The sequence below is a fragment of the Pseudomonas sp. W2Oct36 genome (assembly GCF_041060465.1).
Classification (GTDB): domain Bacteria; phylum Pseudomonadota; class Gammaproteobacteria; order Pseudomonadales; family Pseudomonadaceae; genus Aquipseudomonas; species Aquipseudomonas graminis_B.
Map to the genome: position 1 here is coordinate 25,057 of NZ_JAUERW010000026.1, position 24,502 is coordinate 49,558.

Annotated in this window: 21 protein-coding genes and 1 pseudogene; 18 read left to right on the forward strand and 4 right to left on the reverse strand. The window is 60.9% G+C overall.

What is annotated here, in order from left to right:
* The first annotated feature begins 96 nt into the window (after positions 1-96).
* The 3 genes from gabD to QWI18_RS23595 all read left to right on the forward strand — a co-directional run bounded on the left by gabD (position 97) and on the right by QWI18_RS23595 (position 4,403).
* Positions 97-1,539, forward strand: a complete 1,443-nt coding sequence (gabD, locus tag QWI18_RS23585; protein ID WP_065990969.1) for an NADP-dependent succinate-semialdehyde dehydrogenase — start codon at positions 97-99, stop codon at positions 1,537-1,539.
* A 194-nt stretch (positions 1,540-1,733) separates the two neighbouring features.
* Entirely contained in the window at positions 1,734-3,014 is a 1,281-nt protein-coding gene (gene gabT / locus QWI18_RS23590) for a 4-aminobutyrate--2-oxoglutarate transaminase (protein WP_192135860.1), read from the forward strand.
* Between the two features lie 165 nt (positions 3,015-3,179).
* Positions 3,180-4,403: an HDOD domain-containing protein gene (locus QWI18_RS23595; RefSeq protein WP_369320005.1), complete on the forward strand. Its 1,224-nt coding sequence runs from the start codon at positions 3,180-3,182 to the stop codon at positions 4,401-4,403.
* Positions 4,404-4,431: 28 nt separating this feature from the next.
* On the opposite strand, the gene QWI18_RS23600 is transcribed toward QWI18_RS23595, so the two are convergent.
* Entirely contained in the window at positions 4,432-5,409 is a 978-nt protein-coding gene (locus QWI18_RS23600) for a sensor domain-containing diguanylate cyclase (protein WP_065990974.1), read from the reverse strand.
* A 139-nt stretch (positions 5,410-5,548) separates the two neighbouring features.
* Positions 5,549-6,733 (reverse strand): delta-9 fatty acid desaturase DesA, encoded by a 1,185-nt coding sequence (gene desA, locus QWI18_RS23605; protein WP_192135862.1) that lies wholly within the window; start codon positions 6,731-6,733, stop codon positions 5,549-5,551.
* 177 nt (positions 6,734-6,910) lie between these two features.
* Between desA and dibA the strand changes: the two genes are divergently transcribed.
* The 6 genes from dibA (at position 6,911) to QWI18_RS23635 (ending at position 13,076) form a co-directional block, all read left to right on the forward strand.
* Positions 6,911-8,833, forward strand: a complete 1,923-nt coding sequence (gene dibA, locus QWI18_RS23610; protein WP_369320006.1) for a phosphodiesterase DibA — start codon at positions 6,911-6,913, stop codon at positions 8,831-8,833.
* Between the two features lie 200 nt (positions 8,834-9,033).
* Positions 9,034-9,216: a sulfur starvation response protein OscA gene (gene oscA / locus QWI18_RS23615; protein WP_065990977.1), complete on the forward strand. Its 183-nt coding sequence runs from the start codon at positions 9,034-9,036 to the stop codon at positions 9,214-9,216.
* Positions 9,217-9,297: 81 nt separating this feature from the next.
* Positions 9,298-10,308 carry a sulfate ABC transporter substrate-binding protein gene (locus QWI18_RS23620; protein WP_065990978.1) on the forward strand — a complete coding sequence of 337 codons (1,011 nt, stop codon included), beginning with the start codon at positions 9,298-9,300 and terminating at the stop codon, positions 10,306-10,308.
* Between the two features lie 68 nt (positions 10,309-10,376).
* Complete coding sequence (gene cysT / locus QWI18_RS23625; protein WP_065990979.1) at positions 10,377-11,198, forward strand: sulfate ABC transporter permease subunit CysT; 822 nt, start codon at positions 10,377-10,379, stop codon at positions 11,196-11,198.
* Between the two features lie 12 nt (positions 11,199-11,210).
* A complete protein-coding gene (cysW, locus tag QWI18_RS23630) occupies positions 11,211-12,083 on the forward strand; it encodes a sulfate ABC transporter permease subunit CysW (protein WP_065990981.1) in 873 nt (290 codons plus the stop codon).
* Positions 12,084-12,086: 3 nt separating this feature from the next.
* Positions 12,087-13,076, forward strand: coding sequence for a sulfate/molybdate ABC transporter ATP-binding protein (locus QWI18_RS23635; protein WP_065990983.1), 990 nt, complete (start codon positions 12,087-12,089; stop codon positions 13,074-13,076).
* Between the two features lie 236 nt (positions 13,077-13,312).
* Here QWI18_RS23635 and QWI18_RS23640 read toward each other — a convergent pair whose 3' ends face one another.
* Positions 13,313-13,849: a DUF962 domain-containing protein gene (locus QWI18_RS23640; protein ID WP_065990986.1), complete on the reverse strand. Its 537-nt coding sequence runs from the start codon at positions 13,847-13,849 to the stop codon at positions 13,313-13,315.
* Between the two features lie 106 nt (positions 13,850-13,955).
* Here QWI18_RS23640 and QWI18_RS23645 point away from each other — a divergent pair, with 106 nt between their 5' ends.
* Entirely contained in the window at positions 13,956-14,666 is a 711-nt protein-coding gene (locus tag QWI18_RS23645; RefSeq protein ID WP_369320007.1) for a Crp/Fnr family transcriptional regulator, read from the forward strand.
* A gap of 12 nt (positions 14,667-14,678) precedes the next feature.
* Here the strand turns inward: QWI18_RS23645 and QWI18_RS23650 are convergent, their stop codons facing one another.
* Entirely contained in the window at positions 14,679-15,686 is a 1,008-nt protein-coding gene (locus QWI18_RS23650) for an AraC family transcriptional regulator (RefSeq protein ID WP_369320008.1), read from the reverse strand.
* Between the two features lie 110 nt (positions 15,687-15,796).
* On the opposite strand from QWI18_RS23650, the gene QWI18_RS23655 reads away from it, so the two are divergent.
* The 8 genes and pseudogenes from QWI18_RS23655 (at position 15,797) to QWI18_RS23690 (ending at position 23,820) form a co-directional block, all read left to right on the forward strand.
* Positions 15,797-16,867, forward strand: a complete 1,071-nt coding sequence (locus QWI18_RS23655; RefSeq protein ID WP_369320009.1) for a fatty acid desaturase — start codon at positions 15,797-15,799, stop codon at positions 16,865-16,867.
* Positions 16,868-17,160: 293 nt separating this feature from the next.
* On the forward strand, positions 17,161-17,742 hold the full coding sequence (locus QWI18_RS23660; protein ID WP_369320010.1) for an alpha/beta hydrolase: 582 nt from the start codon (positions 17,161-17,163) through the stop codon (positions 17,740-17,742).
* A 132-nt stretch (positions 17,743-17,874) separates the two neighbouring features.
* A pseudogene (locus QWI18_RS23665) lies at positions 17,875-18,690 on the forward strand (sigma 54-interacting transcriptional regulator); the annotation flags it as partial.
* Positions 18,691-18,907: 217 nt separating this feature from the next.
* Positions 18,908-19,696, forward strand: a complete 789-nt coding sequence (locus QWI18_RS23670; protein WP_065990991.1) for a MetQ/NlpA family ABC transporter substrate-binding protein — start codon at positions 18,908-18,910, stop codon at positions 19,694-19,696.
* A 306-nt stretch (positions 19,697-20,002) separates the two neighbouring features.
* Positions 20,003-20,896, forward strand: coding sequence for a TauD/TfdA family dioxygenase (locus tag QWI18_RS23675; protein WP_065990993.1), 894 nt, complete (start codon positions 20,003-20,005; stop codon positions 20,894-20,896).
* A 53-nt stretch (positions 20,897-20,949) separates the two neighbouring features.
* On the forward strand, positions 20,950-21,792 hold the full coding sequence (locus QWI18_RS23680) for an ABC transporter ATP-binding protein (protein ID WP_192173232.1): 843 nt from the start codon (positions 20,950-20,952) through the stop codon (positions 21,790-21,792).
* A 39-nt stretch (positions 21,793-21,831) separates the two neighbouring features.
* Entirely contained in the window at positions 21,832-22,698 is an 867-nt protein-coding gene (locus tag QWI18_RS23685; protein ID WP_369320011.1) for an ABC transporter permease, read from the forward strand.
* Between the two features lie 87 nt (positions 22,699-22,785).
* Positions 22,786-23,820: an ABC transporter substrate-binding protein gene (locus tag QWI18_RS23690; protein WP_369320012.1), complete on the forward strand. Its 1,035-nt coding sequence runs from the start codon at positions 22,786-22,788 to the stop codon at positions 23,818-23,820.
* Positions 23,821-24,502: the final 682 nt, after the last annotated feature.

Sequence of the window (24,502 nt, forward strand, 5' to 3'; positions counted from 1 at the left end):
AGGGCCGGCGACAGTCTTATCCGGCGGCGGCCTCGGTGGAGGCGCCCGCACACAACCATTCGCTCCGCCGCGCGCGGTGCTGTTCAGGAGGCCGCAATGCAGCTCAAAGACTCGAAGTTGTTCCGCCAGCAGGCGTACATCAATGGCGCCTGGGCTGATGCCGACAGTGGCCAGACCATCAAGGTCAACAACCCGTCGACCAACGAGATTCTCGGTACCGTGCCGAAGATGGGCGCTGCTGAAACCCGCCGCGCCATCGAAGCCGCTGACAAGGCGCTGCCGGCCTGGCGTGCCCTGACCGCCAAAGAGCGTGGCGCCAAGCTGCGTCGCTGGTTCGAGCTGATGATTGAAAACCAGGACGACCTCGGTCGCCTGATGACCCTGGAGCAGGGCAAGCCGCTGGCCGAAGCCAAAGGCGAAATCACCTACGCCGCTTCCTTTATCGAGTGGTTTTCCGAAGAAGCCAAGCGCATCTACGGCGACGTGATTCCGGGCCATCAGCCGGACAAGCGCCTGATCGTCCTCAAGCAGCCGATCGGCGTTACTGCAGCGATCACGCCGTGGAACTTCCCGGCCGCGATGATCACACGCAAGGCCGGCCCGGCGCTGGCGGCAGGCTGCACCATGGTGCTCAAGCCCGCTTCGCAAACCCCTTACTCCGCACTGGCACTGGCTGAACTGGCCGAGCGCGCGGGCATCCCGGCGGGCGTGTTCAGTGTGGTGACTGGCAGCGCCGGCGATATTGGCAGCGAGCTGACCAGCAACCCGATCGTGCGCAAGCTGTCGTTCACCGGCTCGACCGAGATCGGCCGCCAGTTAATGGCTGAATGCGCCCACGACATCAAGAAGGTGTCGCTGGAACTGGGCGGCAACGCGCCGTTCATCGTGTTCGACGACGCTGACCTGGATAAGGCCGTTGAAGGCGCGATCATCTCCAAGTACCGCAACAACGGTCAGACCTGCGTGTGCGCCAACCGTATCTACGTGCAGGACGCGGTCTACGACGCTTTCGCCGAGAAGCTGCAGGTTGCCGTTGCCAAGCTGAAAGTGGGTGATGGCCTGGCCGACGGCACCACCACCGGTCCTCTGATCGATGAAAAAGCCGTGGCCAAGGTCAAGGAGCACATCGCTGATGCGTTGAGCAAAGGCGCGAAAGTGCTGAGCGGCGGCAACAGCCTGGAAGGCAACTTCTTCGAACCGACTATCCTGGTCAACGTGCCGAAAAACGCAGCCGTGGCCAAGGAAGAAACCTTCGGTCCGCTGGCCCCGCTGTTCCGCTTCAAAGACGAAGCCGAAGTGATCGCCATGGCCAACGACACCGAGTTCGGGCTGGCGTCGTATTTCTATGCGCAGAACCTGAGCCGCGTGTTCCGTGTGGCTGAAGCCCTGGAGTACGGCATGGTGGGCATCAACACCGGCCTGATCTCCAACGAAGTCGCGCCATTCGGCGGCATCAAGGCGTCCGGTCTTGGTCGCGAAGGCTCCAAGTACGGCATCGAAGATTATCTGGAAATCAAATACCTCTGCCTCAGCATCTGAACCCGCTGAGTGGCAGAGTGAAGTAACTGTTCGACAACCTGCGGGACGCGAGAGCGCCGTTTCGCAGGTTTCAGTGGCACCAACCTATGGGTGGCCGGGAGGCCGCGACAGTCGATCATCGTATGCTGTCGCTGTTGACCCCCGCTGCTTGATCCTTGAACCGCGCCGCCCGATGAGCGGCGAATGAGGAAATGATGAGCAAAACTAACGCATCCCTGATGAAACGCCGCGAAGCTGCTGTCCCACGCGGCGTTGGTCAAATTCACCCGATCTTCGCTGAATCCGCGAAGAACGCCACCGTCACCGACGTTGAAGGCAATGAGTTCATCGACTTCGCCGGCGGTATTGCTGTACTGAACACCGGTCACCTGCACCCGAAGATCGTTGCCGCCGTGCAAGAGCAACTGACCAAGCTGACCCACACCTGCTTCCAGGTGCTGGCGTACGAGCCTTACGTCGAACTGTGCGAGAAGGTCAACGCCAAGGTCCCTGGCGATTTCGCCAAGAAAACCCTGTTGGTCACCACCGGTTCCGAAGCGGTTGAAAACGCCGTCAAGATCGCCCGCGCCGCGACAGGCCGTGCGGGCGTCATCGCCTTCACCGGCGCGTACCACGGCCGCACCATGATGACCCTGGGTCTGACCGGTAAAGTCGTGCCGTACTCGGCCGGCATGGGCCTGATGCCGGGCGGTATCTTCCGCGCCATCTACCCGAACGAGCTGCACGGTGTCAGCGTTGACGACTCGATCGCCAGCATCGAGCGCATCTTCAAGAACGACGCCGAGCCTAAAGACATCGCCGCGATTATCATCGAGCCGGTGCAGGGTGAGGGCGGGTTCTACGTGGCGCCGAAGGCGTTCATGGCGCGTCTGCGCGAACTGTGCGACAAACACGGCATTCTGCTGATCGCTGACGAAGTGCAGACCGGCGCTGGCCGTACCGGCACTTTCTTCGCCATGGAGCAGATGGGCGTAAGCGCCGACCTGACCACCTTCGCCAAATCCATCGCCGGTGGTTTCCCGCTGGCCGGCGTGTGCGGCAAGGCTGAATACATGGACGCCATCGCCCCGGGCGGTCTGGGCGGCACGTACGCCGGTAGCCCGATCGCGTGCGCTGCGGCGTTGGCGGTCATGGAAGTGTTCGAAGAAGAGCATTTGCTTGATCGTTGCAAGGCCGTTGGCGAGCGTCTGGTCACTGGCCTGCGCGCCATCCAGGCCAAGTACCCGGTCATCGGTGAAGTCCGCGCGCTGGGCGCCATGATCGCCGTCGAGTGCTTCGAGAACGGCGACACCCACAAGCCGAACGCTGCTGCCGTCGCGCAAGTGATCGCCAAGGCCCGTGACAAAGGGCTGATCCTGCTGTCCTGCGGCACCTATGGCAACGTCCTGCGCGTGCTGGTCCCGCTGACCTCGCCGGACGAGCAGTTGGACAAAGGCCTGAAGATCATCGAAGAATGCTTCGCTGAAATCGCCTGACTTCATGCCGATGCGCCGCGGGCACGCTTGATCAACGTGTGACCGCTTCATCAGAAAAAACCTGCTTCGGCAGGTTTTTTCGTTTATGGACGCCGGAAAATTCCGTCTCAGTCTGTCTCCCTGCGCAGTCTTTGACTATGGTGAAGAGACTGATGCCGGAGAGTCATGATGACCGTAGTAGAGGCGCTAGCCGTTCCCCGCGTGTTGATCGCTGAATCGGACCCCTGGGCCCGGGAGATGCTCAACGAATTGGTCCTCGACGTGCGTTGCGACGCGCAGCTGGACATCTGTTCGAACGGCCGGGAAGCCATTGAGCGGATGAGCGGGTATATCCCCGACCTGGTGATCGCTTCCCGCGAGTTGCCGGGCGTCGATGGCCTGAGCCTGCTGCGCGGGCTGCGGCAGTTGCGTCGTCAGCCGCCGGTTCGTTTCATTCTGCTGAGCAGTCGCAGCGACAGCGTCAGTGTCCGCGAGGCCGTGCAACTGGCGCCCACCGCCTACCTCACCAAACCCCTGAACATGGAAGGCCTGCGTCAAAGGCTGGAAACGCTGCTGTTGCAGGACGGCGCGCAGGTTGCCTGTGCAGTGCCTGCGCTGGCGCCGGGTGTCGGGCTGGATGCGTTTCTGGAGAAGCGCCGTGAAGTGGCCGATGGCGGGCCGCTGTTCGTTGACGTGAGGGCGGCGGTGGCGAGCAGTCGCGGGGCGTCGGGTGTGGATCTGACGTTGCTTGAACAGGCGCTGACCCTCGACCCCCATGTCACCGCGATGTTGATTGCCGCCGCTAACAGCGCTTCCCATCATCAGGGCAAACCGGTGCAGACCCTGGGGCAGGCGCTCGCCGTGCTGGGCGCCACCCAGAGCGTCAATCTGGTGCAAGGTCTGGCCCTCAAGCGCGGCGCGGTGCTGACGGATGCAACGTTGTTGCTGCACGCCACCGAAATCTGGGAGGTCTCGCAACGCACCGCCGACTGTGCGCGGACGCTGGCGCGCAAGCTGGATCTCGATCACGAGCGCTGTTACTGCGCCGGTTTGCTCAGGGGCCTGGGCGAACTGACGGTGTTGCGCTGTTTGCAGGATTGGCTGATCGCCGGCGGCTCGCTGGATGAGGCCACGATTCGCCGCGCGTTGGCGCAGTATTCGGCCTCGTTTGGCTCCGCATTACGGACGCGCTGGCGGCTACCGCTGGAGCTGCGTGAGTTGATTGCGGCGGTGTATCAGTACAACACCGGGGTTTTTACCCGGGAAATCCTGGCGATGAATGTGGCGGGGCAAATGGGCCTGCTTGGGCTCGAAGACCCGCTCGAGGCGCTGGCGAAAAGCAAATCGGCGCGGCTCTTGAAGGTCAGCAGGTCAGATCTGGAAGGGGTGCGCAGCAAGACGGTGGCTTGACCGGGAGGTTGATTCAAAAAAAGCAGGGTTACACCAGCACGATCTGATTTTTGCCCTGGCGCTTGGCCTGGTACATCGCAGCGTCGGAGCGTGCATAGAGCGCTTCGAGGCTCTGGTCCTGATCGCCGAGGTTGGTCAGCCCCTGGCTGGCGGTGATGCCGAAGGTTTTGTCATTGCACTGAAAGCTCAGGCGCTGAATCTCACGCTGCAACCGCTCGGCAATCTGCTGGGCCATTTCCGGCGCACAGCCCGGGAACACGGCGGCGAACTCTTCCCCGCCAATTCGGCCGAACAGATCACCCCGACGCAGCGTCTTGCGCCCGCATTCGGCGATGCGTTGCAGCACCAGATCGCCTTCCTGGTGGCCGTAGGTGTCGTTGACCAGCTTGAAATCATCCACGTCCAGCAACAGGAACGCCATTGGCGTGCCCTGCAGACGCGCCTGCTCGAACTCGCGTTGGGCGCACTCGAAGAAGTGCCGGCGGTTGCTGCTCTGGGTGAGCACATCGGTGGTGGCCAGACGCTGCAGCTCGTCTTCGAGGTGCTTCTTCTCGGTGATGTCTTCGGCGATGCCGACCACAATCAGCCGCTGACTGTGCTCGGCCTGATGACTGACAAAGCATTTGTCACTGAGCCAGCGGACCTGGCCGTCGGCGCGGATGATGCGGTACTCGCGGTCTTCGATGGAGCCTTTTTCGAGCACTTCGCTCAGGCTGCGCTCGGCGTAATCGAGGTCGTCGGGGTAAATGCTGTCGCGCCACTCGCTGTAGTCCGCCAGCAACAAACCGGCGGATCGGCCGAAAATGCGCTCGTAGGCAGGGCTGACATAGATCATGCGTTGCGTCTGCCAGTCGAACGCCCACAACACGGCGTTGACGCTGACCAGCAGAGAGCTGAACAGCTGCTCGCGCTCGCTGAGGCGCGCCACTTCCGCCTGGGCATGCATCAGCGCCAGAAGGGTTTCTGCTGCGGCGGGGGTCTCAACGTGGGGAGTCTGGTTGTCCATGAGCACTGCATCTCAGAATAAGGTGCGGCGCATGCCACAAAATGTCACACAGCATAGTGCGAAGGTGTTAATGAGATAGGACTAATGGCACTAAGTTCCGATCGGTGCCACTCGGACGAATGGTCACCGATCAACGGCATCAAGCGTGTTGAGGCCGCAGCGAGTAGGTTTTCAGCTGATCGGCGAACTCACGCAACGACTGAATACCGCTGGCTTCCGCCTCGTGCACCCAGTCCTTGATGGCCGCCAGCATGTCGTGACCATTGCTGCTGGTCTTCGCCCAGATCTGCTGCAGCGCCAGGCGTTTTTCGTAAATCACTTTCAGAGCGTGGCTGTGCTCCAGCATGGTCTGGATGCGCGCTTGATGCTTGTCTTCAAGCAGGCTCGGCTCCCGGGAAAGCAGGCGTTTGGCGCGGCGGAACTGGTGACGTACGGAGGCGTCGGCTTTCGCCAGTTCCTGCGCCACCAAAGGCTTGATCACCAGCTTGCGGTACTGAGCCATGATCTGGAAACGGTTGTTGAGGATGGCCATTGCCGTGTCCATGTCCAGATGGCCCTTGCCTTCAACGCGGTGCGCGATCGGCGCGACCCGCTGCACCTTCGCCAGGCGCAACCAGCTGAACACCTTGATCCACGCCCAGCCCATGTCGAACTCCCAGCGCTTGACCGACAGCTTGGCCGAATTGGGGTAGGTGTGGTGGTTGTTATGCAGCTCTTCGCCGCCGATCAAAATGCCCCAGGGCACCAGGTTGGTGGCGGCGTCGCGGCATTCGAAGTTGCGATAGCCGACCGCATGGCCGAGGCCATTGACCACGCCCGCCGCCCACACCGGAATCCACATCATCTGAATCGCCCAGACCGTGATGCCGATGACGCCGAACAGCGCCAGATCGATCACGCCCATGATGGCGATGCCCAGCAGGGGATAGCGCGAATACAGGTTGCGCTCGATCCAGTCCTCGGGGCAGTTTTTGCCGTAGATGCGCAGCGTTTCCGGGTTCTCCGCTTCGGCGCGGTACAGCTCGGCCCCTTTGCGCAATACGGTCGACAGACCCTTGATGACCGGGCTGTGCGGGTCATCGACGGTTTCGCATTTGGCATGGTGCTTGCGGTGGATAGCCGTCCACTCGCGGGTATTCTGCGCCGTGGTGAGCCACAGCCAGAAACGGAAAAAGTGCTTGAGCCCTGCGTTGAGTTCCAAGGAGCGATGCGCTGAATAGCGATGGAGATAGACCGTGACGCCGACGATGGTGACGTGTGTCATCGCCAGGGTGACTGCGACCAATTGCCAGACGGAAAGGTCGAGCAGACCGTTGTTCCACATAGGCTGAGTTGCCCTCGGTTGTAACGCGTGCAATATACGGATCCGCCTGAGCAGACCCTGAGACAGAAGCGCGCATTATCACTTAGCTCACAGATAAAACCACCCGCTCTTTGAGATAAGCGTCGCAAGATGTTTCTTGTTCTATAATTTCGATCTTTCGCAAGGTTGTTTCTATCTATGTCGAGCACTACCCGGGATGCGCTACGCACCGCAACTTTGTACGGGGTTGTATCGATTGGGTGGTCGGCGGTCATGGACCATGTGCTGCCGCGGCTGATCGACGACCCGACCCAACTGGGCCGGGCGCAGCAGGCCGGCGGTTATATGTGGCTGGCCCTCAGCGCGGTGCTGATCTATCTGGCCCGCTCGCGGTTGCTCCGATTCATGGGCGTCACCGAACTGGCGCGCCGGGATGAAGACATGCAGCGTCTGCGACTGGCAGCGGCGGTGTTCGACACCACGCTGGAAGGCGTGTTGGTCACCGATGCCACGGGTGTGATCGTGCACGTGAACCGCGCCTTCAGCGAGATCACCGGGTATCAGCAGGATGAAGTGCTGGGTCTGCGGCCGAGCAAATTTAAATCAGGGCGCCATGGCCCTGAGTTCTACGAACGCATGTTCAAGACCATTCACAGCGCAGGGCAGTGGAGTGGCGAAATCTGGAACCGGCGCAAAAGCGGCGAAATCTACCCGCAGTGGCAAAGCATCCGTCCGATCCGGGACGAGCATGGTGCAATTACTCAGTTCGTCGCGGTGTTTTCCGACATTTCCTCGATCAAGCATTCCGAGCGCGAGCTGGCGCATCTGGCCCATTACGATCCGCTGACCGGTCTGCCCAATCGCCTGCTGTTCACCGACCGTGCCGAGCAGGCGCATACCCACGCCCGCCGCAATAAGCGCACCTTGGCACTTCTGCTCGTCGATCTCGATCACTTCAAGCACATCAATGAAAGCCTCGGCCACAACGCCGGGGACGAGGTGCTGAAAGCTGCCGCCGAGCGCCTCGAAACCCATCTGGAGAAGGGCGTCACGCTGGCGCGGCTGGGCGGCGACGAATTCGCGATTCTGCTCGAAAACGCCCAGCAGGTCGTTCAGTCCGCCGAACTGGCGCAGAGCATTCTGGAAGGGCTGCGGGAGCCTTTTCTGGTCAGCGGGCAATCGCTGTTTCTGACCGCCAGCGTCGGCATCAGCATCTTCCCCCACGATGCGCTGACCGCCGAGCAGTTGCTGCGTAACGCCGATGCCGCGCTGTCACAGGCCAAGCATCAGGGCCGTGAAAGCTACGCGATGTACACCGCCGAACTGACCGCCCACGCCCAGCGTCGTGTCGAGTTGGCGGCGGAGCTGCGACAGGCTGTCGAGGAAAACGAGCTGCGGGTGTTTTACCAGCCGATTCACAACCTTCACAGCCGCGCCATCGAAGGTGTCGAAGCGCTGGTGCGCTGGGAGCACCCGGCACGGGGCATGGTCTCGCCGGGTGAATTCATCCCCATCGCCGAGCAAAGCGGGCTGATTGCCGACATCGATAACTGGGTGCTGACCGAAGCCTGTCGGCAGATGAACCAGTGGCTGGCGGAGGGCGTGAATGTCTCGTTCGTCGCGGTGAACGTGTCCAGCCGTTTGTTCGGCCGTGGTGATCTTGATCGGCGGGTGGCCAAAGTGCTGAACGAAACCGGACTGGCGCCGCAGTTTCTCGAGCTGGAGGTCACCGAAAGCGCGATCATGGACGACCCCGATCAAGCCATCGAGCAGATGCACCGGCTACGGGATCTGGGCCTGAAACTGTCCATCGACGATTTCGGCACGGGCTATTCGTCACTGCTGCGGCTCAAGCGCATGCCGGTGCAGAAACTGAAAATCGATCAGGGCTTTGTCGCCGGTTTGCCGGATGACGATGACGACATCGCGATCGTCAACGCCATCATCGCCCTGGCACGGGCGATGGGTATGCGCGTGTTGGCAGAAGGCATCGAGCAGGCCAGTCAGGCCGGTTTCCTGCTGAAGCACAACTGCGAACTGGGCCAGGGCTACTGGTTCGCGCGGCCCATGCCGGCGGAACAGATCGACTGGCACCATGCGCCGGTTTTTGTCTCTGCTTAAGACGGCAGCATGGCCACCGCTTACAGGTCCCATCGCCGCTTTTGAAGCGGCTGGCTGACCACACCCCCGTAAATGCCTTTTGGTTATATCTGCATTCTTAAATAGTCTTTTTAAGAATATCTCTGCGTCTCTAATATCGCGCTCACGCCACAAGCAGCGGTCGCCCCCACGCTGCGGCAAATCTTTCAAGGAGCACGAACATGAGCGCATCTCTACGTAGCGTTGACGGCCAGGACGAAGCAAGCATTTTGCGTGAAATTCAAAGCGCGCTGCGCGACCTGCGTTTTGGCGCGGTTGAAATCACGGTGCACAACGCGCAGGTGGTGCAGATCGAGCGCAAAGAGAAATTCCGTCTGCAGAACCCGAGCAACAAGCAGGGCTGAGCCACGCTCCCGCATAACGAACACTGCACGACCTGCAACTCGAAAAGCCAACAAAAGAAAATTCGTCCAGGAGCTTGATTCATGTCCATTCGTCGTTATGCGCTGGCCGCGCTCGCCAGTGCGGTGTTTGCCGGTTCTGCTGTCGCCAAGGATTTCACCCTGCTGAACGTGTCGTATGACCCTACGCGCGAGCTGTACCAGGACTACAACGCCGAATTCATCAGCTACTGGAAAAAATCCCACCCGGGCGACACCGTGAAGATCAACCAGTCCCATGGTGGCTCCGGCAAGCAGGGCCGCTCGGTGATCGACGGCTCGCCTGCCGACGTGGTGACCCTGGCGCTCGCCGGCGACATCGACGAAATCGCCAAGCTGGGCAAGACCCTCCCTGCGGATTGGCAGACCAAACTGCCGGACGCCAGCACCCCGTACACCTCGACCATTGTGTTTCTGGTGCGCAAGGGCAACCCGAAAGGCATCCATGACTGGGCCGACCTGATCAAGGACGGCGTGTCGGTCATCACGCCAAACCCGAAAACCTCGGGCGGCGCTCGCTGGAATTTCCTGGCGGCTTACGGCTACGGTCTCAAATCCAATGGCGGCGATGAAGCCAAGGCCAAGGAATACATCGGCAAGCTGTTCAAGCATGTGCCTGTGCTGGACACCGGTGCGCGCGGTTCGACCATCACTTTCGTCAACAACGGTCAGGGTGATGTGTTGCTGGCGTGGGAAAACGAAGCGTTCCTGGCGCTGAAAGAAGGCGGCGGCGCCGACAAGTTCGACATCGTCGTACCTTCGCTGTCGATTCTGGCCGAGCCTCCCGTGGCCGTTGTCGAGAAGAACGCCGAGAAGCACGGCACCACCGAAATCGCCACCGAATACCTCAAGCACCTGTACAGCAAGGAAGGCCAGGAAATCGCGGCGAAAAACTTCTATCGTCCCCGTGACGCTGAAGTGGCCGCCAAGTACGAGAAGCAGTTTCCTAAACTGAATCTGCTGACCATCGACAAAGATTTCGGCGGCTGGAAGTCGGCCCAGCCCAAGTTCTTCGATGACGGCGGTGTGTTCGATCAGATCTACATTCCGCAGTAACCGCAGCGCTCCACGGAATAAAAGGACCCGGACTTGTTCCGGGTAACGTGTGTAAACCAAGGACTTTTATGTCGCGACGCATATCCCCCGTCATACCCGGCTTCGGGCTGACGCTGGGTTACACATTGGTGTACCTCAGCCTGATTGTGCTGATACCGCTTGCGGTCATGTTCATCCACGCGTCCCAGCTGAGCGCCGCTCAGTTCTGGAACATCGTCACCGCGCCTCGCGTGCTCGCAGCGCTCAGGCTGAGTTTCGGCACCGCGTTTTTCGCGGCGATCATCAACGGCGTCATCGGCACGCTGCTGGCGTGGGTGCTGGTGCGTTACACCTTCCCCGGTCGCAAGATCATCGATGCGATGATTGATCTGCCGTTCGCATTGCCCACCGCCGTTGCCGGTATCGCGCTGACCGCGCTGTACACACCCACCGGTTTCATCGGCCAGTTCGCCGCCGACATGGGCATCAAGATCGCCTACAGCCCCTTCGGCATCACCCTGGCATTGACCTTTGTCACCTTGCCCTTCGTGGTGCGCACGGTTCAGCCGGTGCTGGCGGACATCCCCCGGGAAGTCGAAGAAGCGGCGGCGTGCCTTGGCGCCAAACCCCTGCAAGTCTTCCGTCACATCCTCGTGCCGGCCTTGTTGCCTGCCTGGCTGACCGGCTTTGCGCTGGCCTTCGCCCGGGGCGTGGGTGAGTACGGCTCGGTGATTTTCATCGCCGGCAACATGCCGATGAAGACCGAAATCCTGCCGTTGCTGATCATGGTCAAGCTCGACCAGTACGACTACACCGGCGCCACGGCAATTGGCGTGATGATGCTGCTGGTGTCGTTCGTGCTGTTGCTGCTGATCAATCTGTTGCAGCGACGCATCGAAACCCCTAACTGAGGAGGCGCACCTATGTCTGATTCATCGCTCATTGCTGCGTCCTCCGCCAACGCTGCCCGTCGTGGCAGCGCGGTGTCGCGGCGCATTCTGATCGGCCTTGGCTGGCTGGTCTTTGCGTTCTTCCTGTTGCTGCCATTGGTGGTGGTGATCGGCCAGGGTTTGAGCAACGGCCTCGGCGGATTCTTCGCGGCCATCCTGGAGCCCGATGCGCTGTCGGCCCTCAAGCTCACCGTGTTCGCGGTGCTGATTTCGGTGCCGCTCAACGTGGTCTTCGGCGTCGCCGCGGCCTGGTGCGTGAGTAAATACTCGTTCCGTGGCAAGGCGATTCTGGTCACCCTGATCGACCTGCCGTTCTCGGTCTCGCCGGTCATCGCCGGTCTGATCTACGTGCTGATGTTCGGCGCCCGTGGCGTGTTCGGCCCCTGGCTGCAGGAGCACGACATCCAAATCGTCTTCGCCCTGCCGGGCATCGTACTGGCGACCATCTTCGTGACCGTGCCGTTCGTGGCCCGCGAACTGATCCCGCTGATGCAGGAGCAGGGCACGCAGGAAGAGGAAGCCGCGCGCCTGCTCGGTGCCAATGGCTGGCAGATGTTCTGGCACGTGACCGTCCCCAACATCAAGTGGGGCCTGATCTACGGCGTGGTGCTGTGTACCGCGCGGGCCATGGGCGAGTTCGGTGCGGTGTCTGTGGTCTCGGGCCACATTCGCGGCGTGACCAACACCCTGCCGCTGCATGTCGAGATTCTCTACAACGAGTACAACCACGTGGCTGCATTTGCCGTGGCGAGCCTGTTATTGATCCTTGCGCTGTTCATCCTGCTGCTCAAGCAGTGGAGCGAAGCGCGCATTAGCCGTCTGCGCAAAAACGCGGCGGAGGAATAATTCATGTCGATCGAAGTCCGTAACGTCAGCAAGAATTTCAACGCCTTCAAGGCCCTCGACGGCATCAGTCTGGATATCCAGAGTGGCGAGCTCGTGGCGCTGTTGGGCCCGTCCGGCTGTGGCAAGACCACGCTGCTGCGCATCATTGCAGGGCTGGAAACGCCGGATAAAGGCAGCATCGTGTTCCATGGCGAAGATGTCTCCGGCCACGACGTGCGTGATCGCAACGTGGGTTTTGTGTTCCAGCATTACGCGCTGTTTCGCCACATGACCGTGTTCGACAATGTCGCCTTCGGCCTGCGCATGAAGCCGAAGAACCAGCGCCCGAACGAAAGCCAGATCGCGGTCAAAGTGCATGAGTTGCTAAACATGGTGCAGCTGGACTGGCTGTCGGATCGCTATCCGGAGCAACTGTCGGGCGGTCAGCGTCAGCGGATTGCCCTGGCCCGTGCCCTGGCGGTGGAGCCCAAGGTTTTGCTGCTGGACGAGCCGTTCGGCGCGCTGGATGCCAAGGTGCGCAAGGAACTGCGTCGCTGGCTGGCGCGGCTGCACGAAGACATCAACCTGACATCGGTATTCGTGACCCACGACCAGGAAGAGGCGATGGAAGTCGCGGACCGCATTGTGGTGATGAACAAGGGAGTGATCGAACAGATCGGCTCCCCTGGCGACGTCTACGAGAACCCGGCCAGCGATTTCGTCTATCACTTTCTGGGTGACTCGAACCGCCTTCACCTGGGCGATGACAACCACGTGCTGTTCCGCCCGCACGAGGTGTCGTTGTCACGGCATGAAGTGGAAGGGCACCACGCAGCGGAGGTACGGGACATCCGTCCGTTGGGCGCCACGACGCGGGTGACGCTGAAGGTCGAAGGGCAACCCGAGCTGATCGAAGCCGAAGTGGTGAAGGACCATGACAGCCTGACCGGACTGGCGAGGGGCGAGACGTTGTTCTTCAAACCGAAGGTCTGGCAGAAAGTCGACAACCTCTAAGCGTACCCCTGTAGGAGCGTGGCTTGTCCCGCGATCTGCCGGGGACCGGCAGCAATCCTGATAATGCGTTCTGCCTGATGCACCGCATTATCCAGTTTGCGACGACTGCGTCGCCGATCGCGGGACAAGCCACGCTCCTACAGGTTCGTGTGGGTACTCACAATCCGGGCCGGACGCAAATCCCTTGTAGGAGCAATCGGAGGTTACTACGGTCGCGAAGGCGGTGGGTCTGAGCTTTAAACCGCAGCCTTTTTCAAGTCCCGCCGATGCGTCTTGCCCACTCGCGCTTCGATGGCGTGCAGCAACTTCTTTCTCATTCCCAGCAAAAAAGCCGCTTCGGCGACGACAAATAGCGGGCCGATGATCAGGCCTGTGAGGTCGTCGACAAACGCCGGCTTGCGGCCTTCGTAATAATGGCCCACAAACTGAATCACCCAACCGAGCACGAACAAGCCGACGCCTGCGCCGAGCCAGACCATGGTGGTCTGTTGCGCCAGATGGGCGCCGAGCCACAGGCACAGCGCAAGCAGAACACCCATCAGCACGCCGAAGAAGGCATCCAGCCGCAGGTAGAAAAACGTCGCGGCCAGACTCACCAGCAAAGCGGGCGACACCCAAATCCCGCCGAGGGACCAACTGGTCCAGCCGGGGCGTGACAGCAGCACGGCCACCGCGATCACGATCAGGGGAATGCCGACGAAGTGGGTGAGGATATTGCGGGTGTCGCGGTGGTAGGCCGCGTACTGGCTGAGGTGATCGACGAGGTTTTTCATTGTTATTCCTCTGTGGATACGTGGATCATGCCGCTGATTTTTTAAGGCTGAGCCCGCTGCACGGCTCAGCCTGCAACAAAACGCCGGCTATCAAAAGGAGATTCACATGACGAATGGAACCCAATGGCGCTCATGGTTTATCAACGACCGATGGTTCCGCGATCTGCCTGCGCTGTTGCAGGATAGCTTGCTGAGCAGCATGCGGCAGCGCCGGGTGACGCCCGGCAAATCGATCTTCCAGCGCGGCGACCCGGCGCCCGGTCTGTACGCGTTGCTCACGGGCTCGTTGCGCATCAATCCCCTCAAGCCGCAGCAGGGGGACATGCCCCCGGCAGAAGGCTATCGGCCCTTCTGGTTCGGCGAGGCCTCGTTGTTCGACGACCTCCCCGCAACCCACGATGTGTTCGCTCAGGATGCAGTCATCCTCCTGCACATGCCCCACGCGCCACTCAAGCAACTGCTGGCCGAGCACCCGGCCTTTTGGCGGCACTTCCGCGATTTGCTGGGACGCAAGCTCGGCCTCGCCGTGCCCGCCATCGAAGACATCACCCTGATGCCGACTGAAGAGCGCGTGGCGTTTCGGCTGCTGATGCTGGCCGAAGCCTATGGCGAGATGGACCGCTCCGTGCGCAGCGTGCCCCTTGCCGACATGGCCTCGAATCGCTGCCTCGGGTTGAGCGGTGAGGTGGTCGAGCTGGTGTTGGGGCAGCTCGCCGAACGGCAGCTCGTCCGGCGCGATCACGATCTTATCGGCGTGCTGGACATTGAATGGCTGCGTGAGGCGGCCCTTCATCGCCTGACCGGCGCATGCGGCTGAGGGCGTCACCCGTCAGCGCAGCATTCCTTCGCGATACTGGCTTGGCGTGATGCCGGTCCAGCGCTTAAACGCGCGGCTGAAACTGCTGGTGTCGGCGAAACCGAGCAGATAGGCGACTTCACTGAGCGAGCAACCGGGGTCGCGCATGTGCTGCAGGGCCAGATTCTGCCGGCATTGATTGAGCAGCAAGTCGTAGCGGCAACCCTCGTCGGCCAGATGGCGTTGAAGGCTGCGCAGGCTCAGGTGCAGGGTGTGGGCGATGTGTTCGGCGGACGGCTCGCCCTCCGGCAAGTGGGTCTCGATGGCGCCACGCACCTTGCGCTCCCACGTCAGTGCACTGATTTGCTCGAGGGTGCGGTTGAGCACCGCCTCGTTGTGCACGGCCAGCTCCGGATTTCCATCGTCCAGGTGCCTGTCGAAATCCTCGCTGGCAAAACTCAGCAGATTTTCCGCCGCGCCGAAAAACAGCGGCGCACGGAAGACGTCATGCCACGGCTGAGGGTCTTCCGGTTGCGGACGCATCAGGTGCACGGCCAGCGGCGCGTAATGACGGCCCAGGCGGTTGCGACAGGTGCGCACATAGATTGCGGCGAAGGCGTCCATGGCCTCATTGGCCGGCACCTGGCTGCCGTCGGGCACGCGGAAACGAAATTCGTAACGCTCATCCACACGTTCAAAGCTCATCACCAGCGCGTCGCTCACCACCGGGTGATAACGCACGATGCGTTCGAACACCTCACGCAACGAGCCGCTGGCGACCAGCGCGTAACCCAGTGCGTGAAAGGTCGTCGGGCTGACGAAACGAGACACCCGCAAGCCCAGCGCCGGATCGCCACTGGCCTGCACCGCCAGCTCCCAGAAACGGGTGGTCACTGTCACCGGGTATCGCGCGTTGGGATCATCCATCAGCTGCGGATCCAGGCCTGCAGCCTGACTCAGCGCGAGGCTATCGAGGCCGAGAGCATCGAGTTGCTTGCGCAGGGCGCGGGTCCAGCTGGCGAGAATGCTCGGCTCAGACATACAGGTTGGCGCCTCCGGTCTACAGATTGGCGTTCACGGTCAGGCAGCTTCCCTCCCCAAGCGGCACAGTGGTGCCACGTTTTCTCATCCTGAAACCGGAGAATGGAATCATGCACGACACTTCTGCAAGTGCTGCCGGACTGAATGCACAACAACGATCAGCGCATATTCGTGCCGTGGTTTCCGCCCACGGCGCCGCGTTGCGTGAGCGCTATCCGCTGCTACGGCATCAGGACGCCATTGGCGCCGGCATCCTGTTCTTCGCACTGGCCGGCATGATCGGCAGCGCGGCGCTCTATCTCGGGGGTTACCTGGCCTGGTGGGCGTGTCTGCTGCTGAATGCGTTCTTCGCCTCGCTGACCCACGAGCTTGAACACGACCTGATCCACAGCATGTATTTCCGCAAACAGCGCGTGCCCCATAACCTGATGCTGGCACTGGTCTGGCTCGCGCGGCCGAGCACGATCAACCCATGGATTCGTCGGCATCTGCACCTCAACCATCACAAGGTCTCCGGCACCGAGGCCGATATGGAGGAGCGCGCCATCACCAACGGCGAGCCATGGGGCGTGGCGCGGTTGCTGATGGTGGGCGATAACGTCATGTCGTCGCTGATCCGCATGCTGCGCGCGAAAATCTGGGCGCATAAGTTCAGCATTCTCAAGCGCACCCTGCGTGTCTATGCGCCTCTGGCGCTGGCGAATTGGGGCACGTGGTATGTGTTTCTCGGCTTCCATGCCGCCAATGGCATTGCCGGTCTGATGGGCAGCCCGATTGAATGGTCGGCGGATACGCTGGCGGTCATGCACGTCATCGACATCGCTGTTGTGGTGTTGGTGGGCCCGAACGTGCTGAGGACCTTCTGTCTGCATTTCGTCAGTTCGAACATGCATTACTACGGCGACGTCGAGATGGGCAATGTCATGCAGCAGACCCAAGTGCTCAACCCGTGGTGGATGTGGCCGCTGCAGGCGTTCTGCTTCAACTTCGGCAGCACCCATGGCATCCATCATTTTGTGGTGAAGGAGCCTTTCTACATCCGCCAGATGACGGCATCCGTTGCGCACAAGGTCATGGCTGAGATGGGCGTGCGCTTCAATGACTTCGGCACCTTCGGGCGGGCCAATCGGTTTGAACGGATGACTGAAAATGACTCGGTGCTCAAGCCTGCGCGCGGTTGATACCTGACGGACCATTGCGCCAGTCTGTCCCTTTTGTAGGAAATTTCTCCGGATAAAAATTTCTGTAACAACCGCCCCTTAATCTCTGCTCATCCCCGGCGAGCTGGGGGCAGACAGCGTGATTCTCAGGGTCACCCCTTTAAGGCAGGGGGTGGCCCTCTTTTTTGGCGCCTTCTTCTGATGCAGCGGCATATATTTTCGAGCTATTAATAAATAGCTTCTTATTCTTTTTCGAATATATGTCCGATCCCTATACTCGCCCCCATGAACGCAACATGCAGGAGGCGAAGGCCATGCATAACGAATCGATCCGTTACCTGATCGTGCCAGGCTGGCAAGGATCTGCCGACGACCATTGGCAAACCCACTGGCAGAACAGCCTGCCCAACAGCGTGCGTGTGGAGCAGGCCGACTGGCTCAAGCCGCGTCGAGAAGATTGGGTGGGTGAGCTGCAACGCGTCATTGCCTCTGATAGCTCGCCGGTGATTCTCATCGCCCACAGCCTGGGTTGCGTCACCGTCGCCCATTGGGCGCAGCTGGCGCCTTTGACGAGTTTGCGTCAGGTGCGAGGGGCCTTGCTGGTGGCCCCCGCTGATGTCGAACGCCCCAATTGCCCGCCGGCGATCCGCAATTTCGCGCCGATTCCCGAGCGCCTGCTGCCGTTCCCGATCCAAGTGGTCAGCTCGGACAACGATTCAGCCGTCAGTGCGTTGCGCGCAATGGAAATGGCCCGCAACTGGGGCGCCGAAATCGGCATCCTCAGCGGCGCTGGCCATATCAACGTGAAGTCCGGCCATCAGCGTTGGGAGCAGGGTTTCGCTTACCTGTACCGGCTGCAAGGGCGTATCGAGCAACTTACCCGCCGCCGCGCATGACATCAGCACACGTCACCGTCGTTGCGCACGAGCCCACTGTTCTCAGCATCATTTTCGCCGCAGTGAACCGACAGGTGCTGCGGCTTTTTTTTCAACGCCCGGGTCCATGAATGGCCGGGGCGGGAGCCTGCCATGAGCCTTTCCAACATTTCGAGCCACCCGCTGTTGACCTTCCCTGATGCTGAAAAAAGCCCGCTGAGCATCCGCGCCAAGGCCTTGGTGTTCGTCGATCCTCGATCACGGCAGCTGCGCGAAGAGATGGAGCTGCTGGCGCCACTGGACCTGCCGGTTCTGATCCGCGGCGAATCCGGCACAGGTAAGGAATTGCTCGCGCGTCATATTCACCGTGGCAGCGACCGGGCCGGGTTGTTCGTGTCGGTCAACTGCGGCGCCATCAGCTCGACTTACGCCGACGCCGAGCTGTTCGGTTACGCCGCTGGCGCCCACAGCGGTTCTGCCAGCAGTCGTGCCGGCTGGTTCGGCTCGGCAACCGGCGGCACCCTTTATCTTGATGAGATCGCCGACCTGCCAATGGCGATCCAGATCAAGTTGCTGGCGGCGCTGGAAAACCACGAAGTCACCCGCGTCGGCGCCACGCAGCCCAGCCAGGTCGACGTCAGGCTGGTCGCAGCGACCAGCATCGATCTGCGCCTGTCAGTCGCCGCCGGCAAATTCCATGAGCGGCTTTATCGCTACTTGAATGAAGGGCGCCTCGATCTGCCGGCGTTGCGCGAGCAGCCGGGCAACATCCTGCCACTGGCCGAGTACTTCCTGGGGATTTACAGCCAGCGCTTCGGCTTCGAGATGCCGTTGATCGGCGAGGACGCGCAGCGCGTGCTTGAAGCCCATTACTGGCCGGGCAATACGCGGGAGCTGGAGAACGTCATTCACTTCGCGCTGCTGGTCAGCAGCGGTGCGGAAATCCTGCCGGAACACCTGAATCTGCCTGTTCGCTGAGGGCACTCGGGCTCATGTATTTGATGGGCCGGTGGGAAAACGCCCCATGAGAACGAAAAAGCATAACCATCCGACTAAAAAGTATTGTCTCGGAATAAAAAATCTCGGTACTGTCCGCATCAGCCGCCACCCTGCCAAGGGTCGATCCCGCGGCAGATCGAAGGCACAGTCGCCCACGAGGCGACCCGATTTCTATTAAGGACATCGCATGAAGAAGACGTTTCTGTTCACCGCACTGGCGGCCGCTCTCTCCCTGGGCATCAGCGCTGCACACGCCGCCGAGAAGCTCGTTGTGGGCGCCACCGCTGTTCCGCACGCCGAGATCCTGGAGCTGATCAAGCCTGAACTGGCCAAAGAAGGCGTGGACCTGCAAATCAAGGTCTTCACCGACTACGTGCAGCCGAACGTGCAACTGAACGAGAAGCGTCTGGACGCCAACTACTTCCAGACCAAGCCTTACCTGGACGGCTTCAACAAAGGCAAGGGCGCTACCTTGGTGACTGGTGTCGGCGTACACGTCGAACCGTTCGGCGGCTACTCGAAGAAGTGGAAGTCGATCGCCGAGCTGCCTGATGGCGCAACCGTTGCCATCCCTAACGAAGGCAGCAACGCCGGTCGCGCCCTGCTGCTGTTGCAGAAGAACGGCCTGATCACCCTGAAAGACCCGAAAGACGCTCTGGCGACGCCGAAAGACATCGCCACCAACCCGAAGCACCTGAAATTCCGCGAGCTGGAATCGGCGCTGCTGCCGCGCGCGCTGGATCAGGTTGACCTGGATCTGATCAACACCAACTACGCGCTGGAAGCCAAGCTCAGCCCTAAAAAGGATGCGCTGATTCTGGAAGGTGCCGACTCGCCGTACGTGAACTATCTGGTGACCCGTACCGACAACGCTCACACCGACGCGATCGAGAAGCTGTCCAAAGCGCTGACCAGCCAGCAAGTCAAAGACTTCATCAACAAGAAGTACGACGGCGCGGTACTGCCGGCGTTCTGATGAAGGCCTGAGCGAGCAACTGCCGCGCGCTCAACGATAAAAAACGCGCTTGCCCGCCGCTGCTCCCGCTTCGCTGACGCACTGTCATCGGCTGCAGGGAGTGGCGACGGGCAAGCGCGTTTTTGCGTTTTAACGTAGAAATTCGTCAACGTTTCCGGGCCTGCGGCTGCGGTGATGACAATGAGTACCGACGGCCTTCGATAGGTTGTTCGGCGCTATGCATATGCTCTAACGATATTTAAACTTCCGTTCTTATAGCTTTAAAGTCCTCCCTCCTCAGCCACGCCTTTTGGAGTCGGAGTTCTCATGCCAGCAGCCTCCCACGCTTCGTCCGCGCAAGCGCCCGGTCAGCCGTTCGATGTGCGTCCATTCGCCGAAAAGGTGGGCGCGGAAATCGTCGGTCTGGATCTGTCCCGTCCGCTTAACGACGCCGATTTTGCCCGCGTGCATCAAGCGCATCTCGATCATCACGTGGTGGTTTTTCGCGATCAGCACATCACTCCGCAGCAACAGATCGATTTCAGCCGCCGATTTGGCGTCCTGCAGATTCATGTGCTCAAGCAGTTCCTGCTCGCCAATCATCCCGAAATTTTGATCGTCTCCAATATCGTCGAGAACGGTCAGCCGGTGGGGCTGGGCGATGCGGGCAAGTACTGGCACTCGGACCTGTCCTACAAAGAACTGCCAAGCCTGGGCTCGATGCTCTACGCCCAGGAACTGCCGAGCGAAGGCGGCGACACCCTGTTCGCCGACATGCACCTGGCGTGGGACACGCTGCCCGAGCACCTGCGCAAGGCCGTTGAAGGTCGCAGCGCCGCGCACAGCTACACCTCGCGTTACAGCCATGGGCATAACGCCGATAACTGGCGCCCGACCCTCAGCGCTGAACAGCTGGCCCAAGTTGCGGTGGTCAGCCATCCGATTGTGCGCACCCACCCGGAAAACGGGCGCAAGGCGCTGTTTGTCAGCGAAGGCTTCACCACCCACATCGTCGGCCTGCCGGAAGACGAGAGTCAGGCGATTCTCACTGAGCTGTACGCCCACAGCGTTCGCCCGGAAGGCGTTTACCGCCACAAGTGGCAGGAGAACGACATGGTGTTCTGGGACAACCGTTCGCTGATTCATCTGGCCGGCGGCACGCCCGATCACCTGCGCCGTCGCTTGCACCGCACCACCATTCAGGGCGATGCGCCGTTCTGATCTAGGAGAGCTCCATGAATGCTGTTCTGCAAAGCCACACGGCTAGCGATCGCTTGAACGCGCACCAGGCCAATCAGCCCACCGCTGAAGCGCTGCTGCAAGTACAGGGCGTCAGCCTTGAGTACCGCACGCCGGAACGCGTAGTGCGGGCCACCCATCAGGTCAGTTTTGAAATCGATCCGGCCGACCGCTTCGTGTTGCTCGGCCCGTCGGGCTGCGGCAAGTCCACGCTCCTTAAAGCCGTGGCCGGATTCATTCAGCCCAGCGAAGGACAGATTCGTCTGGCTGGCCAGCAGGTCAGGGAGCCGGGGCCGGACCGCATTGTGGTGTTTCAGGAATTCGACCAGTTGCCGCCGTGGAAGACGGTGATCCAGAACGTCATGTTTCCGCTGCTGGCCTCGCGCACCCTCAAGCGTCGTGAAGCCGAGGAACGTGCGCGGTATTACCTGGAGAAGGTCGGCCTGAGCGCCTTCGCCGATGCCTATCCGCACACGTTGTCCGGCGGCATGAAGGCACGCGTGGCGATTGCCCGGGCGCTGGCGATGCAGCCCAAGATCCTGCTGATGGACGAGCCCTTCGCCGCGCTCGACGCATTGACCCGTCGCAAGATGCAGGAGGAGCTGCTGGAGTTGTGGGAAGAGGTGCGCTTCACGCTGCTGTTCGTGACCCACTCCATCGAGGAAGCGCTGGTGGTGGGCAACCGGATTCTGCTGCTGTCGCCCCATCCGGGCCGCGTGCGCGCCGAGATCAACAGCCATCAGTACAACTTGAAAAGCCTTGGCGGGGTTGAGTTCCAGGCGTCTGCTCAGCGCATTCACCGGCTGTTGTTCGACGAGGGTGAAGCGCCTGCAGTCGAGCCGGATCTGCGGTTTCAGGATGTTCGGATTGCCTACTGATCGCGGTTCGTCGCGCTACCCCATCAAGAGATTGCACCCATGAGCCTTTCACCCCCTCTGCGGGAAGAATACGAAGTCGTGCTGGAGCCTTTCACGCAGGAAGACCTGGCCCGCGACATTTCCCTCGCGCAACGCATCTGGCAGGTGAGCTGGGTGCGCAAGGCCGTCATCCTCGCCGCCCTCGCGATCATCTGGGAAGTCGCCGCGCGCATTCAAGGCAACGACTTGCTGCTGCCGAGCTTTCTGCAAACCGCTTCGGCGTTTATCGACGGCATCGCCAGTGGCGAATTGCTGACCAAGGTCTGGATCTCCCTGACGGTCCTGGTCAAGGGTTACCTGATCGGCATCGTCCTGGCGTTCGGCCTGACCACGCTGGCGGTGTCGACCCAACTGGGCCGCGACCTGCTCGGCACGCTGACGGCGATGTTCAACCCGTTGCCGGCCATCGCGCTGCTGCCGTTGTCGCTGCTGTGGTTCGGCCTGGGTGAAAACAGCCTGATCTTCGTGCTGGTGCACTCCGTGCTCTGGGCACTGGCGTTGAATACCTACGCGGGATTTCTCGGGGTCTCTGAAACCCAGCGCATGGCCGGGCGCAATTACGGGCTCAAGGGGCTGCGGTTCGTCTGGTACATCCTGATCCCCGCGGCGCTGCCGTCGATTCTCGCCGGTCTGAAGATCGGCTGGGCGTTTGCCTGGCGAACCCTGATTGCCGCTGAGCTGGTGTTCGGCGCGTCCTCGGGCAAGGGCGGTCTGGGCTGGTACATCTTCCAGAATCGCAACGAGCTGTACACCGACAAGGTGTTCGCGGGTCTGGCGGCGGTAATCATCATCGGTCTGCTGGTGGAAAACCTGCTGTTCAGCAACGTCGAGCGCCTGACCGTGAAGCGGTGGGGCATGCAGCGCTGATCTGCCTTATCAACGAACGCTCCGCCTTGTGGCCGCTGGATGGGCAATGAGGCCGTCACCCCCTTTCGCCTTCATCGTGAGAAATGTATGGATTTTTCAAAGACAGCTGCACCGTTCAAGCGCCCGGCACTGACCGCGCTCGCCGCCGCCTTGGGTCTGGCTGGCGCATTGTTGAGCAGCGGCGCCCACGCTGAAGGCAAGATCAGCATCGCCCAGCAGTTCGGTATCGGTTATCTGATTCTGGACGTCGTTCAGCAGCAGAAGCTGATCGAGAAGCACGGCAAGGAACAGGGCCTGGACATCAAGGTCGACTGGAACAGCATCTCCGGCGCCACCGCGATGAATGAAGCCCTGCTGGCTGGCGCGCTGGACGTGGTGTCGGCGGGCGTGCCGCCGATGCTGACCATCTGGGACCGGACCAAGGGCAAGCAGAACGTCAAGGCGATTGCTTCGTTGGGCTCGATGCCCAATTACCTGCTCAGTAACAATCCGAACGTAAAGACCCTCAACGACTTCACCGACAAGGACCGCATCGCGGTGCCGGCGGCGGGCGTGGGTTTCCAGTCGCGCACCTTGCAGATCGAAACCGCGAAGCTCTTCGGGAGCGACAATTTCAAGAAATTCGACAACATCTCGGTCAGCCTGCCGCACCCGGATGCAACCTCGGCGCTGATCGCCGGCGGTTCGGAGATCAGCGCGCACTTCTCCAGCCCGCCCTTTCAGTATCAGGAGCTGGAAAACCCCAAGGTGCATAAGGTGCTGAGTTCGTACGATGTGCTGGGCGGCCAGGCGACGTTCAACGTGCTCTACACCACCCAGAAATTCCACGACGAAAACCCGAAGACCTACAAAGCGTTCTACGACGCGCTGGCCGAGGCCGAGAAAATCATCAAGGCGGACAAGCCTGCGGCGGCGAAGACCTACATCGACGTCGAGAAATCGAAACTGCCGTTGCCGCTGGTGGAGAAGATCGTCTCTGACCCGGAAATCGACTTCACCGTCGTGCCCCAGCGCACGTTCATCTACGCCGAAAAACTGCACGAGCTGGGTGTGCTGAAAAACAAGGCCGACAGCTGGAAGGATTTCTTCTTCGAAGAAGCCCACGGCGGCGCGGGGAGTTGATTCTTGATGTTTGATCGGGCTGTTTAGGCACGTCAGATAGGGAGGCGGTGTGCCGGTTACACCGCCTTCGCGACCGTCGTAACCTCCGATTGCTCCTACAGGGGATTTGCGCCCGAGCCAGATGTTTGGGACGCAGCGAACTTGTGAGATATCCCGTCGTCCAGACGACGCGCTGTTTCGCGTCAAACACAACCCCTGTGGGAGTGGGCTTGCTCGCGAAGGCGGTGGGTTAAACGGGGACGGGTTAAACGGGGACTGATTTATTTACAGCGCTTCTCCGTAAATTAATCTGTCCCCGAGTGCGGTAATCCAAAAGCCGGCATCTGCTCTTGCCGGGGCGCCTTGGGCTTGGGGGGATGTGACGCGAAGCGTTGGCAAGACTCAGTAACTCAAAATGCCTGCGGCAGACTGCTAGCGCGGGGACAGATTAATTTACGGTGGAGTTGTAAATAAATCAGTCCCCTTTAAGCAGTGTCCGCAGGCAGAGCTGCGGCGTTGTCATGTTCATGAGAGCGAGCTTGCTCGCGAAGGCGGTGTGTCTGCCAACATCGATGTCATAGATCCGCCCCCATCGCGAACAGGCGCGCTCTAGCGTAAATTGGCGTGCGACCTAGAGCCCGGCAGAGTTCCTTACCCCAAGGAACCCTGATCTACGCTCACAGTCGCATGACCACATCGCAAC